We start from the raw sequence: 13,156 nt of genomic DNA, 5'->3' as shown, positions 1-13,156 counted from the left end.
AGATGGACGGTGACGCGTGATGGACGGTGACCTCGTCATCCGGTCGTCGCGGGTCGTCCTGCCGGACGGGGAGCGCCCGGCGGCGGTGACCGTGCGGGACGGCCGGATCGCCGCGATCACCGGGCACGGCACCCGAGCCGACGTCGACCTGGGCGCGACCGCGCTGCTCCCCGGGCTGGTCGACACGCACGTCCACATCAACGAGCCGGGCCGTACCGAGTGGGAGGGGTTCGCCAGCGCCACCCGGGCCGCCGCGGCCGGCGGCGTGACGACGCTGGTCGACATGCCGCTCAACTCGCTGCCGCCCACCACCACCGCCGCCGCGCTCGGCGCGAAGCGGGCGGCGGCGCGGGGGGCCGTCCACGTGGACGTGGGGTTCTGGGGCGGCGCGGTCCCCGGCAACCTGCCGTCGCTGCGCCCCCTGCACGAGGCGGGCGTCTTCGGGTTCAAGTGCTTCACCGCCGACTCCGGGGTGCCGGAGTTCCCGCCGCTGCCGTACGAGGCGATGAAGGCGGCGGCCGCGGAGATCGCCGCGTTCGGCGGGCTGCTGATCGTGCACGCGGAGGACCCGGCGGCGCTGGCGGAGCCCGGCGACGGCGGCTACCCGGCGTTCCTGGCGTCCCGGCCGCCGGAGGCCGAGCGGCGCGCGGTGGAGCGGGTGATCGCCCTGGTGGCGGAGACGGGGGTGCGGGCGCACGTGCTGCACCTGTCGGCCGCCGCCTGCGCCGGGCCGCTGGCGGACGCGCGGGCGCGCGGGCTGCCGGTCAGCGCCGAGACCTGCCCGCACTACCTGACGCTGGCGGCGGAGGACGTGCCGGGGCCGGAGGCGACCGCGTTCAAGTGCTGCCCGCCCATCCGCGGCGCAGCCAACCGCGAGGAGCTGTGGCGCGCGCTGGCGAACGGCGTGATCTCGTGCGTCGTCACCGACCACTCGCCGTGCGTCCCCGAGCTGAAGCGCGGCGACTTCGCGACCGCGTGGGGCGGGGTCTCCTCGCTCCAGCTCGGGCTGCCGGCCGTCTGGACGGCCGCGCGCGAGCGCGGCCACGGCCTGGCCGACGTCGCGCGCTGGACGGCCGCCGGGCCCGCCGCGCTCGCCGGGCTGGACGGGCGCAAGGGCCGCATCGCCGTGGGCGCCGACGCCGACCTGGTGGCCTTCGACCCGGACGCGTCGTTCGTGGTCGACCCGGCCGGGCTGCGGCACCGCCATCCGGTCACCCCGTACGCGGGCCGCGCGCTCACCGGCGCCGTCCGGACGGTCTGGCTGCGCGGCCGGACCGTCCACGGAGACGGGGGCGGCGACGGAGAGGGCGTCCCGCGCGGCGAGCTGCTCGTCCGTCCCCGGCGGGAGCCCGCATGACCGAATCACCCGAACGGCCCGAACCGCCTGCCCCGCCCTTCGCGTCCCACCCCGACCTGGTGCTGCGGACCCTCGGCGGGTCCGTGATCGCCGCCAGCGACGAGTCGTTCGCGGCCAAGGAGAACCTCGTCAACCCGTGGCCGCCGGCGTTCAGCCCCGGGACGTTCGGGGCGAAGGGGCAGGAGTACGACGGCTGGGAGACAGCGCGGCGCCGCCCGGACGCGTCCGGCGAGCTCGGCCACGACTGGGCGATCGTCCGGCTCGGGCTGCCGGGCGTGATCCGCGGGATCGTGCTCGACACCGCCTGGTTCACCGGCAACTTCCCGCCGTACGCCTCCGTCGAGGCGTACGGCGCGGACGGCCGCCACCCGTCGCCCGCCGAGCTGGCGGCCGCGGACTGGACCGAGGTCGTCCCGCTGAGCCTGCTCAAGGGGGACGCGGTGCACGCCTTCCCGGTGGACGCCGCGCGCCGCTTCACGCACGTGCGCCTCAACATCCACCCGGACGGGGGAGTGGCGCGGCTGCGGGTGCACGGCGAGCCCGTCCCGGACCCGCGCCTGCTGGACGGGCTGACCGTCGACCTGGCGGCGCTGGAGAACGGGGCCCGCGTGGTCGAGTGCTCGGACATGTTCTACTCGGCGCCGGACCACATGCTGTTCCCCGGAACGGCGCGGAACCAGTCCGAGGGGTGGGAGACCGCCCGCCGCCGGGGGCCCGGCCACGACTGGGCGATCGTCCGGCTGGCGGCGCCCGGCGTGATCCGGCTGGCGGAGTTCGACACGACGCACCTGAAGTTCAACGCGCCGGCCGCGGTGGCGCTCGCGGGGATCGACGCCCGTACCGGCGACCCCGGCGATCCGGGCGCCTGGCACGAGCTGCTGGGGCGGACGCGGGTGCAGCCCGACGGGCGGCACCGGTTCCGGCTCCCGGCCGCCCGAGAGGTCACGCACGTGCGGCTGGACGTCCACCCGGACGGCGGGCTGTCGCGGCTGCGCCTGCTCGGCGACCTGTCGGACGGCGGGACGCGGCTGCTCACCGACCGGTGGAACGCGCTGGCCGGCGGCCGCGGGGAGGGAGAGCGCGCCCCCTCCCCGGGCGGGTTCACGACTCGGTGACGGGCTCCTCTTCGAGAAGGTCGTCGAACTCGCCGTCCTTGACCCCGGCGACGAAGGCGTCCCACTCGGCTTCGGTGAAGTAGAGGATCGGCCCCTGGGGGTTGTTGGAGTCACGCATGACCACGGCGCGCTCGCCGAAGTCCTTGTGGCTCACGGGCACGTCCTTGCCGTCGACGAACTCGATGACGACACCGTCGCTGATAAGCGGTTCCTGCTCGCTCACTGCACACCTTCTCCGTACGGACACTCAGTGGCCCCCCAGGCTAGTGGGGCGGTACCCGCGCGCGGCCCCGACGGCGTTATGTCCAGGATGGGGCGCCGCCGAAACGCGCCGGGCGGCGCCGTCCCGCCGGCTCCCGGCCACCGGGCTCCCGGCTCAGAAGTCGGTGAGGAGGCGGGCGGCGATCGTCTCCAGCCGGCCCTGGATCTCGTCGGCGGTGGTGGTGCCGCGCAGCAGCTCGATCATCTCCATCGTCCAGACGCCGGTCAGCGCCCGGACGACGACCCGGCGCGGGTCGTCCTCGGGGATGTCGCCGGTGTCGGGGCCGCCGGCGGCGGCGCGCAGCAGCATCGCGCCCATCCGCCGGCCGAAGTCGTGGAAGTCGGTCTTGGCGTCCGACAGCAGCAGCGAGCGGATCAGCGCCTCGGCCAGCTCGGGCTCGCGCATCAGCCCGCGGCAGGCGCGCATCAGCACGTCGATCGCCCGCCGGGCCGGGTCCTCCGCCCGCGGCGGCCGGCGCTCTATGCTGGCCTCCAGCAGGTTGAGCTCCTCGCTCACCACGGCGACGACGAGGTCCATCTTGGACGGGAAGTAGCGGTAGAGGGTGCCGAGCGCGACGCCGGCCCGCTCGGCCACGGTGCGCATCTGCATCGCCTCGACCCCGCCCCGCGAGGCCAGTGCGGCGCCGGCCTGCACGATCCGCCGCCGGCGCTGGTGCTGGCTGCGCGATCGCACGCCCCGCTCGGTGGCCGTAGGCTCTGCGGTCACGGTTGGTCGTCCCTTCGGTGGCGGGGCGCGCGGCGCCCGGGTCGGCATCCCTAGCTTACCGCGCGAGCGAGAACGTGTTATCTGATCGGCCGTCCGATAGCCCGGCCGAGGCCAGATCCCGATGCTCAGCGGCCCCCTGGACAGGAACTAGAATCTGTTCTAGTTTGCTCGCCGAGAGGTGGTTCCGGCGGGGCCGGGCGCCTCCTGGCGTCTGGGAGGAGCGGACTGGTGGACTTCAACCTCGACGAGACCCGGCAGGAGCTGCGGGATCTCGCCGCCGGCCTGCTCGGCCGGGAGGCGTCCCGCGAACGGCTGGAAGCGTTCGAGCGGACCGGCGCGCCCTACGACACCGCCGTCTGGAAGGCCCTCGGCCAGGCCGGCCTGCTCGGCGCCTGCCTCCCGGAGTCGGCCGGCGGCGCGGGCCTCGGCGCGATCGAGCTGACCGTCCTGCTCCGCGAGATCGGCGCCCATGTCGCGCCCGTCCCGGCGTACGCCTCGCTCGCGCTCGCCGCGGCCGCCATCGGCGCGCACGGCACCCCGGAGCAGCAGGCCCTGCTCGCCCCCCTGAACGACGGCGAGGCGGTCCTCACCGGCGCGTACCGCGAGGTCGGCGCGAGCGGCACGGTCGCCGCCACCGCCCGCCCCGACGGCGGCGGGTACGTGCTGGACGGCGTGAAGACCCACGTCCCGTACGCGGCGGAGGCGTCCCGCATCCTCGTCCCCGCCCGCGTCGGCGGCCCCGAAGGCGACATCGGGATCTTCCTCGTCGAGCCGGCCGCCGTGAGGATCGCGCCGCAGCACTCCGCGACCACCGAGCCGCTGTCCCGGATCGAGCTGGCCGGGGCGCGGGTCGGCGCGGACGCCCTCCTCGGCGGCACCGCGGACGGCGCCGCCTGGACGACCTTCCGCCGCGCCGCCGTCGCGGGCGCGGTCGCGCTCTCGTCCGGCGTGATCGAGGGCGCGCTGAACCTCACCACCGAGTACGTCAAGACGCGCGAGCAGTTCGGCCGCGCGCTCGCCCAGTTCCAGGCCGTCACCATGCAGGTCGGCGACGTCTACATCGCCAAGCGGACGCTGGACGTGGCCGTGTGGGCGGCGGCCTGGCGGATCGCCGAGGGCCGGGACGACGCCGACGGCGACCTCGCGGTGGCCGCGTACAGCGCGTGCGGCCCGGTCGTGGAGGCCCTCTACACCTGCCAGCACCTGCACGGCGGGATCGGGCTGGACGTCACCTACCCGCTCCACCGCTACTTCGGGTGGGGCAAGCAGATCGGCCACCTGCTCGGCGGGGCCGCGGACCAGCTCGACGCTCTCGGCGGCGTCATCGCACAGGAGGCGTGAGTTGTTCATCGACCTGACCGACGAGCAGAAGAGGCTGCGCGCCGAGCTGCGCGAGTACTTCGAGAACTGCATGGACGCCGCGACGCGCGCGGCGATCACCGCCGACCCGTTCGGCGACGCGTACCAGGAGCACTGCCGCAAGCTGGGCCGCGACGGGATGCTGGGCGTCGGGCTGCCCAAGGAGTACGGCGGCCGCGGCTTCGGCCCGGTGGAGCAGCAGCTGTTCGCCAACGAGATCGCCCGCGCCGAGGTGACGTACCCGATCATCACGCTGAACTCGGTGGCGCCGACGATCCTGGAGTACGGCACGGACGCGCAGCGCGAGTTCTTCATCCCGCGGATCCTGGCCGGCGAGTGCCACTTCGCGGTCGGCTACAGCGAGCCCGGCGCCGGCACCGACCTGGCCGCGCTGCGCACCACCGCGGTCCGCGACGGCGACCACTACGTGATCAACGGCCAGAAGATCTTCACGTCCGGCGCGCACACCGCCGACTACGTGTGGATGGCGTGCCGAACCGACCCGGACGCCAGGAAGCACAAGGGCATCTCGATGCTCATCGCCGACTGCAAGGACCCCGGGTTCTCGTGGACGCCGATCATCACGATGGACGGCCGGCACCACACCAACGCCACGTACTTCCAGGACGTGCGGGTGCCCGCCGACATGCTGATCGGCGAGCTGAACAAGGGCTGGGACCTCATCACCAGCCAGCTCAACCACGAGCGCGTCACGCTGGGGCCGGCGGGCAACATCGCGTCCAAGTACGTCCGGTTCGAGCGCTGGGCCCGTACCACCGCGGGCGCGGACGGGGCGCCGCTGCTGGACGACCCCGCGGTGCGCCGCGAGGTGGCCCGGGTCTACTCCTACCTGCGCCTGAACGAGCTGCTCAACTGGCAGGTCGCCGCCAACCAGGACCTCGGCTGGCTGGGCGCCCCGGACGCCTCGGCCACCAAGGTCTACGGCTCCGAGCGCACGCAGGAGGTGAGCCGGATCATCGGCGACGTGCTGTCCCGGTACGGCGACCCGGGCGACCCGGCGACGGCGGAGCTGATCGCGGAGGTCGACGCGCGGGCCAAGGGCGCCCTGGTGCTGACGTTCGGCGGCGGCGTCAACGAGATCCAGCGCGAGCTGATCGCGATGATCGGGCTGGGCCTGCCGCGCGCCCCGCGCTGACCGCGCCCCCACCCGGACCGTTCGCCCCACCCGGACCGCGCGTCCCGGCGTAGACTGCCGCCGAGCGGGACGGAAGGCCGTGAGGAAGGCCGGGGATGGGCAAGCACAGCAAGCCGCCCACGCGTACCTGCCCAGGTTGCGACGGGTCCGGGACGCACCGGGGGCAGACCTGCGGGGTCTGCCGAGGCGAGGGGATCATTTGACGACGTATCCGCCGGACGGCTGCACGTTCGAGGTGGCCTACACCCTCGGCAGGCGGGGGACGGGGCACGAGTCGTTCGGCGACGTCTACGCGCTCGGCCGCTGGTTCCGGGAGATGGAGCGCCGCGGCGCGTTCGCCCCCGAGGACTTCCGGACGCCCGACGAGGACGGCCGCAACGGCTACCGGATCGTGTGCGTGACGGCCGACCAGCGGGTACCGATCAGCTACTTCCACCCGCTGCTGGTCATGGGGCGGATCGAGGGCGCCCGCGCCGCGTTCGCCGAGTAGACGTAGACCCGGGGCCCGCCCGCTCAGCCGCCCGTGGTGGGGCTGGGCGCCGGGTTGGACGTCGGGCTCGGCCCCGGCTCCGGCGTCTCGCCGGGCGGGTCCGCGGGCGGCTGCGACGGGTCGGTGGGCTGCCCGGTGGCGGGCGGCCCGGAGGGGTCGGCCGGATCGGTCGGTGGAGCCGGCTCGCCCGGGTCGGTGGGCTCCGGCGCGGAGGGGGCCGGCGGCGTCGTGCCGGCCGGCGGTGCCGTGGTCTCGGGGGACTTCTCCGGCGCGGACGTCTCGGGGGCCGGCGCGTTCCCGCCGGGCGCCGCGCCGTTCCCTGTGCCGGGCGGCACGGTCGTGGCGGGCTGCCGCTCCTCGGTGGCGGCGCTCGGCGCGGGCGCGCCCGCGCCACGGTCGGCGGCGGGGCCGCCGGAACGGGTGGCGGAGCCGGTCGGGGCGTTCTCTCCCGCCGAGGGGCCGCCGGCCTGGCTGTTGCCTGCGGACGGGACCACGGCGTTGACGCCGCCGCCCTTCCCGGTCGGCCAGCTCACCAGCATGCCGACCGCGGCGGCGACGGAGGCGGCCATCCCGGCCACCGCGCCGACGCCCTTGAACGCCTTGCGCCGCCGGGCGCGGTCGCGTCCCGGGGAGTCGGCCACCTCGGAGCCGATCACCACCAGCGGGCTCGGCGACACCACGCCGGTCAGCGGCCGGCCGGCCTCGCCCTCGCAGGCCGCGAGCACCTGGTCGCGCAGCCACGCGGGCGGCCGGTCGGGGACGCGCGCGGCCAGCAGCCGCGGCAGCCTCCCCTTCTCGAACGCGGCGACGACCTCGGCGTGCCGGGCCGGGTCGGCGGCGCCGCGCATCAGCAGGTCCAGGACGGCGTTCTCCAGCCGGGTGCGCGCCGTGGCCAGCAGCGCCCGCGCGGTGTCGGGCGCGATGCCGAGCACCCGCGCGATGTCGGGGGCCTCCAGCCACTCGCCCGCCTGGAGCAGCAGCGCCTCGCGCTGGTCGGGGCGCAGCCCGGCGGCGGCGCGCAGCAGCGGGTCGCCGGGGTCGCCGAGGTCCGGCCGGGTTCCGCCGAACGCGCCGAGCGAGGCGCACGCCGACCGTGACAGGGCGTACAGCCACAGCACGGTGTCACCGCGCGGCGGGTGCTGGACCGCCGCCACGAAGGTGTCGCGGACCGCGGCCGCCGCGCCCGCGCCGCCGGTCAGCGACCAGCAGTGCGCGTGCACCCGGACGGCGTGCGCGTCGTAGAGGGCGCCCAGGTCCCCGCGCATGTGACCTCCGTCGTACTCCCGGTCGTGACCCCGCCCGCGGCTCGGACAAATCAGTGGGAAACGGGACTCTAGTGCACCGGCCGCACGTCTGAGAAGTCCGGGTCGTCCGACCGTGTCGGTTGTCACGGATAGTAGCTGTTTCGCCGTCGAACGCAGCGTTCACGGAGATTTAAGAAATTCCCCGGCAAAGCGCTGAATGGTGATGCGGTTCACCAGGGAAGGGTCCGTGCCCTGTCGGTTTCCCACAGGAGGGCGCATGACCCGGCTGACCATCGACGGCGTCTACCAGCACATTCGCGGCGTCTGCTTCAAGAACGGCCCGCCCGGCAAGGTCGGCGCGGAGACCGAGTGGCTCGTCCTGGACGCCGCCGACCCGGCCGCCCGCGTCCCCACCGCCCGGCCGCGCGCCCTCCTGGAGGCGGCCGGCCCCCCGCCGTACGGCTCCGCGATCACCTACGAGCCGGGCGGCCAGCTCGAACTCAGCTCCCTGCCCTACCCCGGCGTCGCCGCGCTGCACCGCGCGCTGGCCGCCGACGTCGCGCACGCCGGACGGGCGCTCGCCCGCGGCGGGCTCGTCCTCGCCGGGCACGGCGTCGACCCGGTCCGGCCGCCGTTCTTCCAGGCCGACCACCCCCGGTACGCGTGCATGCGCGGCTACTTCGACGCCGGCGGCTTCGCCGACGCGGGCGCGGCGATGATGTGCTCCACCGCGTCCGTCCAGGTGTGCCTCGACATCGGCGCGGACCCCGCCGACGCGGCCCGCCGCTGGCGGCTGGCGCACGCGCTCGGGCCGGTGCTGGTCGCGGCCTTCGCCAACTCGCCGCTGCGGGCCGGCCGCCGCACCGGGCTCCGGTCGTCCCGCCAGGGCGTCTGGACCGCGCTCGACCCGTGCCGGACGCTGCCCGTCCACACCGCGGCGGCCGGCGGGGCCGACCCGGCCGAGGAGTGGACCCGGTACGCCCTGGACGCGCGCGTCATGCTCATGCGCACCGGGGACGGCTGGGTGTCCGACCCCGGGATGACCTTCCGCGAGTGGCTGCGCAAGGGCGAGCCCGGCCCGGCCGACCTCGGCTACCACCTGTCCACGCTGTTCCCGCCGGTCCGCCCCCGCGGCTGGCTGGAACTGCGGATGATCGACGCGCTGCCGGAGCCGTACTGGCCCGTCCCGGTCGCCGTCGCCACCGCCCTGCTGGACGACCCGCGCGCCGCCGCGGCCGCCGAGGCCGCGGCCGAGCCGGTGGCGGCCCGCTGGGCGGAGGCCGCCCGCGACGCCCTCACCGACCCGCCGCTCGCCGCCGCCGCCCGCGCCTGCTTCACCGCCGCGCTGGAGGCGCTGCCCCGGCTCGGCGGCGGCCCCCTCGTCCCGCTGGTGGACGAGTACCACCGCCGGTACGTGGAGCGCGGCCGCTGCCCCGCGGACGACGCCACCGCCGGCGGCGTCCCGACCGCGCCGCCCTGGGCGGCGCCATCCCCCGGAAAGCTCCCCGAAGAGACGGAGACACTCGCATGACGGCCCCCGGTCCTCTCGACGAGAGCGCGCTGAAGGAACTGATCGCCGGCGAGCTGGCCGCGGTACGGGACCGCAGCCTCGGCCTGACCACCGGCGCGCTGGACGAGGCGGAGCTGACCGCGCAGGTCTCCCCGCTCATGTCCCCGCTGGTGTGGGACCTCGCCCACGTCGGCAACTACGAGGAGCTGTGGCTGCTGCGGGCCGCCGCCGGGATCGAGCCGATGCGGCCCGAGATCGACGACCTGTACGACGCGTTCGAGCATCCCCGGTCCGAACGCCCCACCCTGCCCCTGCTGGCGCCCGGGGAGGCCCGCGCCTACATCGCCACCGTCCGCTCCAAGGTGCTGGACGCCCTGGACTCGGTCCGGTTCGACCCCGCGAACCCGCTCACGTCCGGCGGCTTCGTGTACGGCATGGTCGTCCAGCACGAGCACATGCACGACGAGACCATGCTGGCCACCCACCAGCTCCGCACGGGCGCCCCCGCCCTCCTCGACCCGCCCGCCGCACCGCCGGACGGACCGGTGGCGGCCGCGGCGGCGGGCGAGGTGCCGATCCCGGCGGGGCCGTTCGAGATGGGCACCTCGGACGACCCGTGGGCGTACGACAACGAGCGCCCCCATCACCTCGTGGACCTGCCCGCCTACTACATCGACGCCGAACCGGTCACGAACGCCGCGTACATCGCGTTCATGGAGGCCGGCGGCTACGACGACCCCTCCTGCTGGCACCCGAAGGGCTGGGAGTGGCGGAACGCGAGCGGCAAGCGCGCTCCCGCGTTCTGGTCCCGCGACGGGGGCGGGGCGTGGCTGCGGCGCCGGTTCGGCCGCGTCGAGCCCGTTCCGGCGGCGGAGCCGGTCCAGCACGTCTGCTGGTACGAGGCGGACGCCTACGCGCGCTGGGCCGGCAAGCGCCTGCCCACCGAGGCGGAATGGGAGAAGGCCGCGCGCTGGGACCCGGTGGCGGGCCGCTCGCGCCGCTTCCCCTGGGGCGACGCCTACGAGCCCGGCCGCGCCAACCTGGGGCAGGTCCTGCACCGGCCCGCCGCGGCCGGATCGTTCGCGGCGGGCGCCTCCGCCTACGGGGTGTGCCGCATGCTCGGCGACGTGTGGGAGTGGACGTCGTCGGACTTCCACGGCTATCCGGGCTTCCGCTCGTTCCCCTACAAGGAGTACTCGGAGGTCTTCTTCGGCCCCGACCACAAGGTCCTGCGGGGCGGCTCCTGGGCGACGCATCCGCTCGCGGTCAGGGGGACGTTCCGCAACTGGGACTACCCGATCAGGCGGCAGATCTTCACCGGCTTCCGCTGCGCCCGCTCCGCGGAAGGGGCCGCCTGATGTGCCGCCACCTGGGCTACCTGGGCCCGGCGCGGACGCTGCGCTCCCTCATGTACGAGGGCGAGTACTCGCTGGAGCACCAGTCGTACGCGCCGCGCATGACCCAGGGCAACCTGCTGAACGCCGACGGGTTCGGCGCGGGCTGGTACCACGGGGAGGGCCGGCCCGTCCGGTTCCGGCGGGCCGGGCCGATCTGGGCGGACCCGTCGTTCCGGGAGATCGCCGGGGTGGTGGAGACGACCTGCGCGGTCGCGGCGATCCGGTCCGCGACGGTCGGCTTCCCGGTGGACGAGTCGTGCGCGCAGCCGTTCCGCGCCGGCGAGGGCGCCGCCACCGATCCGCGGCCCGGCCGGTTCTTCAGCCACAACGGGAAGATCGAGGGATTCGCCGGGATCGAGGGCAAGCTGCGCGAGCTGGCCGGCGACGCCGCCGGGCTCGCCGACGCGCGGGCGCCCGTCGACTCGGCGCTGCTGTTCGCGCTGGCCGCGCGGCTGTGGAACGACGGCCGCACGCTCGGCGAGGGGCTGGCCGAGACCGTCCGCGAGGTGACGGCGCTGGCGCCCGGCCGCTACAACCTGCTCGCCGCGGACGGCACCGCCCTCGCCGCCACCACCTGGGGCGACTCGCTGTTCGTCCGGGAAAAGCGGCAGCGGTCGTGGCGGGTCGACCACGCCACCGGCGCCCCGATCAAGGACAGCCCGCGGCCGGGGGAGCTGTGGATCTCGTCCGAGCCGCTCGACGACGACCCCGCCTGGACGCCCGTTCCCGACCGCTCCCTGGTGACCGCCGACCTGGCGTCCGGCGTCCGCGTCACCCCGCTCTGAAGACCCCGCCCGCTCTGAAGGGAAGACCGCATGGACCGCTTCCTCACCGCCGACGACCTGGCCAAGACGCTGCGCCGGGACGTCCGGGAGGGCCTGGAGAACGATCCGAAGACGCTGCCGCCGAAATGGTTCTACGACGAGCGCGGCAGCGAGCTGTTCGAGGAGATCACCAGGCTGGAGGAGTACTACCCGACCCGCCGCGAGCGGGAGATCCTGGCCGCCCGCGCGCCCGAGATCGCCGCCGCGACCGGCGCCCGCACGCTGCTGGAACTGGGCGCCGGGTCGGGCGAGAAGACCCGGCTGCTCCTGGACGCGCTGCGCGGCACGCTCCGCGCGTACGTCCCGGTGGACGTCAGCGGCGACTTCCTGGAAGGGGCCGCCGCGCGGATCGCCGCCGAGCATCCCGCGCTGGACGTCCATCCCGTCGTCGCCGACTACGAGCAGCACCTGCACCTGCTGCCCGGCGGCGAGCGGCGGCTGGTCGCGTTCCTCGGCGGGACGATCGGCAACATGGCGCCCGCCGGGCGGATCGGCTTCCTGTCCGGCCTGCGCGCCGCGATGGGCCCGGACGACGCGCTGCTGCTGGGCGCCGACCTGGTGAAGGACGAGCGGCGGCTGGTCGCCGCCTACGACGACGCGGCCGGCGTCACCGCCGAGTTCAACCGCAACGTCCTGCGCGTCATCAACCGCGAGCTGGACGCCGACTTCGCGCCCGGGGCGTACGAGCACACGGCCGTCTGGAACGCCTCGGAGGAGTGGATCGAGATGCGGCTGCGCTCCACGCGGTCCCAGACCGTCCGCGTCGGCGGCCTCGACCTGGAGGTGGCGTTCGCCGCCGGGGAGGAGATGCGCACCGAGATCTCCGCCAAGTTCCGCCGCGAGCGCCTGGCGTCCGAGCTGGAGGCCGCCGGGCTCGCCCTGGCGGAGTTCTGGACGGACGCCGCCGGGGACTTCTCGCTGAGCCTCGCGCGCCCGGGAGCGGCCTAGCCGGCCGTGGGGTGATCCAGGCCGTGCCGCTTCAGGTCCTTTACGAGCCGGGTCGCGATGAAGCGGTGCCCCTCCAGGGTCGGGTGGACGCCGTCCCGCTTGATGAAGCGCGGCGCGTTGCCCGTGCCCTGGAGGCGGTGGCCGGTGATCCAGCGTTCGGCGATCGGGTCGATGAACGGGACGCTCATCCCCTTGGCCACCCCCTGGAGGGCGTCGCGCACGGCGAGCGCCTCCGGCGGCGGCGACTCGTTGCCCCAGATCGGGCCGACGAACGCCATCCGGGTCCCCGGCCACCGCTTGCGGGCGCGGTCGAGCACGTCCCGCGCGGCGGCCGCCACCTGCTGCGGCGGCTTGTCCCAGTCGTTGTGGCCGCCCGACACGATCAGCAGGTCGGGGGCCGGGCGCCAGCCGAGCTGGCTCTCGAACAGCAGCCCGAACGCCTGGCCCGCGCGGCCCCCGGTCGCGAACCCGGTGCCGCTGCGGCCCGCCACGATCACCTGCCAGCCGAGCAGCCGCGCCGCCGCCGACGCGTAGGTGTGCTCCTCCAGCGTGCCCGCCTCGCCGACCGTGTAGCTGTCGCCCAGGAACATCACCACGGGGGCCGCGGCCGTCACCGGCTTCGTCGCGGCCGCGGCGGGGCTCGACCGCGGTCCCGGGGCGTCGCCGGAGAGCGCGCCGCAGCCGGTCGCCGTTACGGAGGCCAGGCACAGCGCGAGGATCGCCGCGCCGCGGCGCGCGCGGCGAGAAGTCATGGGGGGTCCACCCGGT

At 75.4% G+C, this 13,156-nt stretch carries 13 protein-coding genes; 9 read left to right on the top strand and 4 right to left on the bottom strand.

Translation table 11 applies throughout. The features are described from left to right. Positions 1-19: 19 nt before the first annotated feature. On the top strand, positions 20-1,357 hold the full coding sequence (gene allB / locus ACA361_RS00155; protein WP_375009652.1) for an allantoinase AllB: 1,338 nt from the start codon (positions 20-22) through the stop codon (positions 1,355-1,357). Beyond that, positions 1,354-2,472 carry an allantoicase gene (alc, locus tag ACA361_RS00150; RefSeq protein WP_375009651.1) on the top strand — a complete coding sequence of 373 codons (1,119 nt, stop codon included), beginning with the start codon at positions 1,354-1,356 and terminating at the stop codon, positions 2,470-2,472. Before allB ends, alc begins: the two co-directional genes overlap by 4 nt. Here the strand turns inward: alc and ACA361_RS00145 are convergent. Both ACA361_RS00145 and ACA361_RS00140 read right to left on the bottom strand, forming a co-directional pair. Next, positions 2,459-2,695, bottom strand: coding sequence for a DUF397 domain-containing protein (locus ACA361_RS00145; RefSeq protein WP_375009650.1), 237 nt, complete (start codon positions 2,693-2,695; stop codon positions 2,459-2,461). The genes alc and ACA361_RS00145 overlap by 14 nt on opposite strands. A 153-nt stretch (positions 2,696-2,848) precedes the next feature. Further along, positions 2,849-3,460, bottom strand: a complete 612-nt coding sequence (locus ACA361_RS00140; RefSeq protein ID WP_375009649.1) for a TetR family transcriptional regulator — start codon at positions 3,458-3,460, stop codon at positions 2,849-2,851. Between the two features lie 228 nt (positions 3,461-3,688). Here ACA361_RS00140 and ACA361_RS00135 point away from each other — a divergent pair, with 228 nt between their 5' ends. The 3 genes from ACA361_RS00135 to ACA361_RS00125 all read left to right on the top strand — a co-directional run bounded on the left by ACA361_RS00135 (position 3,689) and on the right by ACA361_RS00125 (position 6,465). Next, entirely contained in the window at positions 3,689-4,801 is a 1,113-nt protein-coding gene (locus ACA361_RS00135; protein WP_375009648.1) for an acyl-CoA dehydrogenase family protein, read from the top strand. A gap of 1 nt (position 4,802) precedes the next feature. Beyond that, positions 4,803-5,975, top strand: a complete 1,173-nt coding sequence (locus ACA361_RS00130) for an acyl-CoA dehydrogenase family protein (RefSeq protein WP_375009647.1) — start codon at positions 4,803-4,805, stop codon at positions 5,973-5,975. A gap of 199 nt (positions 5,976-6,174) precedes the next feature. Continuing rightward, a complete protein-coding gene (locus ACA361_RS00125) occupies positions 6,175-6,465 on the top strand; it encodes a hypothetical protein (RefSeq protein WP_375009646.1) in 291 nt (96 codons plus the stop codon). Positions 6,466-6,488: 23 nt separating this feature from the next. Here the strand turns inward: ACA361_RS00125 and ACA361_RS00120 are convergent, their stop codons facing one another. Then, positions 6,489-7,730, bottom strand: a complete 1,242-nt coding sequence (locus ACA361_RS00120; protein ID WP_375009645.1) for an RNA polymerase sigma factor — start codon at positions 7,728-7,730, stop codon at positions 6,489-6,491. A gap of 256 nt (positions 7,731-7,986) precedes the next feature. On the opposite strand from ACA361_RS00120, the gene egtA reads away from it, so the two are divergent. Genes egtA through egtD form a run of 4 tightly spaced genes read left to right on the top strand, consistent with a single transcriptional unit; the run spans position 7,987 to position 12,388 of the window. After that, positions 7,987-9,240 carry an ergothioneine biosynthesis glutamate--cysteine ligase EgtA gene (gene egtA / locus ACA361_RS00115; protein WP_375009644.1) on the top strand — a complete coding sequence of 418 codons (1,254 nt, stop codon included), beginning with the start codon at positions 7,987-7,989 and terminating at the stop codon, positions 9,238-9,240. Beyond that, the gene (gene egtB / locus ACA361_RS00110) at positions 9,237-10,577 is read left to right on the top strand and encodes an ergothioneine biosynthesis protein EgtB (RefSeq protein WP_375009643.1); all 1,341 of its coding nucleotides are present in this window, start codon (positions 9,237-9,239) and stop codon (positions 10,575-10,577) included. Before egtA ends, egtB begins: the two co-directional genes overlap by 4 nt. Beyond that, on the top strand, positions 10,577-11,401 hold the full coding sequence (gene egtC / locus ACA361_RS00105; protein ID WP_375009642.1) for an ergothioneine biosynthesis protein EgtC: 825 nt from the start codon (positions 10,577-10,579) through the stop codon (positions 11,399-11,401). The genes egtB and egtC overlap by 1 nt, the downstream gene beginning before the upstream one ends. Before the next feature lie 30 nt (positions 11,402-11,431). Then, positions 11,432-12,388, top strand: a complete 957-nt coding sequence (gene egtD, locus ACA361_RS00100) for an L-histidine N(alpha)-methyltransferase (RefSeq protein WP_375009641.1) — start codon at positions 11,432-11,434, stop codon at positions 12,386-12,388. Here the strand turns inward: egtD and ACA361_RS00095 are convergent. Further along, entirely contained in the window at positions 12,385-13,140 is a 756-nt protein-coding gene (locus ACA361_RS00095; protein WP_375009640.1) for an SGNH/GDSL hydrolase family protein, read from the bottom strand. The two genes, egtD and ACA361_RS00095, sit on opposite strands and share 4 nt — an antisense overlap. Between the last annotated feature and the right edge of the window lie 16 nt (positions 13,141-13,156).

Origin of the sequence: Actinomadura sp. 21ATH, assembly GCF_041951345.1 — a bacterium.
Taxonomy (GTDB): domain Bacteria; phylum Actinomycetota; class Actinomycetes; order Streptosporangiales; family Streptosporangiaceae; genus Spirillospora.
This window is presented reverse-complemented; position numbering and strand designations above follow the sequence as displayed.

What these genes read in the sequence shown, in the direction of transcription:
- alc (WP_375009651.1), top strand. Translation starts at nt 1,354, where the DNA reads ATGACCGAATCACCCGAACGGCCCGAACCGCCTGCCCCGCCCTTCGCG.
- egtA (WP_375009644.1), top strand. Translation starts at nt 7,987, where the DNA reads ATGACCCGGCTGACCATCGACGGCGTCTACCAGCACATTCGCGGCGTC.
- ACA361_RS00120 (WP_375009645.1), bottom strand. Translation starts at nt 7,730, where the DNA reads ATGCGCGGGGACCTGGGCGCCCTCTACGACGCGCACGCCGTCCGGGTG.
- egtD (WP_375009641.1), top strand. Translation starts at nt 11,432, where the DNA reads ATGGACCGCTTCCTCACCGCCGACGACCTGGCCAAGACGCTGCGCCGG.
- egtC (WP_375009642.1), top strand. Translation starts at nt 10,577, where the DNA reads ATGTGCCGCCACCTGGGCTACCTGGGCCCGGCGCGGACGCTGCGCTCC.
- allB (WP_375009652.1), top strand. Translation starts at nt 20, where the DNA reads ATGGACGGTGACCTCGTCATCCGGTCGTCGCGGGTCGTCCTGCCGGAC.
- egtB (WP_375009643.1), top strand. Translation starts at nt 9,237, where the DNA reads ATGACGGCCCCCGGTCCTCTCGACGAGAGCGCGCTGAAGGAACTGATC.
- ACA361_RS00095 (WP_375009640.1), bottom strand. Translation starts at nt 13,140, where the DNA reads ATGACTTCTCGCCGCGCGCGCCGCGGCGCGGCGATCCTCGCGCTGTGC.